At 43.0% G+C, this 1,548-nt stretch carries 1 protein-coding gene; it reads right to left on the bottom strand.

What is annotated here, in order from left to right; genetic code table 11:
* Positions 1–21: 21 nt before the first annotated feature.
* Positions 22–1,251, bottom strand: a complete 1,230-nt coding sequence (locus tag F6K49_RS47810; RefSeq protein WP_293109609.1) for an RNA-guided endonuclease TnpB family protein — start codon at positions 1,249–1,251, stop codon at positions 22–24.
* Positions 1,252–1,548: the final 297 nt, after the last annotated feature.

Genomic DNA, 1,548 nt, shown 5'->3' with positions numbered 1-1,548 from the left:
ACCTAGGCACAAGTGAACTACCTACACCGACCCGTTGGGTACAGTGTAGGCTTCCAGTTTCACCGAAGAATGCCTTAGCTTGGACGGACGCCCTCGCTTTGGTCTTACTTCTTCTCCACTGGCGTTGACCTCCCCCGTCCCAGAGGAGGATAGCATTCTGATCCCTTCTGCTCTAATATTCTTAGCTGCATTACCATCCCTATCGTGATGAGTGCCACAGCTTGGACAAATCCAAGACCTTACATCTAGCGGCAACTCTTTGATTAGGTAATGGCAATTAGAGCAGGTTTTGGAACTGGGGAACCACCGATCTATCTCGACCAGTACTTTTCCTTCTTTTTCGCATTTATAAGAAAGGAAATTTACAAAGGTTCCCCAACTCAGATCAAATATTGCTTTAGCTAATTTGTGGTTACGAACCATGCCCTTGACGTTTAGGTTTTCGACTACCACTACCTGGTTTTGATCTACAATCTTTCTAGATAGCTTGTGCAGGTAGTCTTGACGGACATTTCCAATACGTTCATATACCTTAGCTACAATCTTACGTGCTTTTATGCGACCATTACTACCCTTCTTTTTTCGGGCTGCAATGCGTTGTTTTTTACCTAGCTTTTTTTCGTATTTAGCTAAGTGCTTGGGATTGCTGAATTTAGAAGTCTTATCGCCATCGTAGGTGATCGCAAAATCCTTGATACCCAAGTCAATGCCAATAACTCTTCCGTCCTTAGAAGGCTTTAATTCCTTGGAATCGTACTCCATCAAAACAGAGGCATAATACTTACCAGAAGGATCTTTGCTAACCGTTACAGTCTTGATTGTTCCATCTAGTGGACGGTGAATTACTGCTTTAACAAATCCTAATTTTCCGGGAAATTTAAGACAGTCACCTACTTGCTTGACTTTCTGGGGGTACTGAATTGATTGGCGATGATGATATGACTTAAATCTAGGATATTTCGCCCTACCTTCAAAAAAGTTCTGATATGCACGGCTAATATTGAGACTCACGGCTTGCAGTACCTGGGAGTAGCACTCCTTTAGCCATTCAGTCTCTTTCTCTTTTTTGAGTTTTGGCAGCATAGAGTTGAGTGCAGATTGCTTTAGTCCTTTGCCAGTTTCTTTGTAAGTCTCTATGCAGTGATTTAACGCATAATTCCACCACCAGCGAGCACATCCAAAATGCTGAGCTAATATTTGAACTTGCTCTTTTGTCGGATAGATTCTGACTTTGACGGCTTTATGTTTCATCGCACTCAACTCTTTTATCGACCTTGTTACTATCATATATATAATACAGTAACACGTCAAGACATCGAAAAACTTTTCGCTTATCCTGTCCGTGCTTTCAACAAACACGCTAACCCTACGGGTATAGCGTGGGACTTCCCGCACGGCTAGTTAATGGGGTTGCCTACTTATGCGATCGCACCCAACTGTTTCAGAGTTGCTTTCTGTGCCTCAGTTAATCCTGTCACTCCAGTGATATTCATGGCTTCGTAGAGTCTCGGAGCTCTGAGAATTTTCAGGCACTTGCCCGTCTTAGTG

Source organism: Moorena sp. SIO3I6, from assembly GCF_010672095.1.
This window is presented reverse-complemented; position numbering and strand designations above follow the sequence as displayed.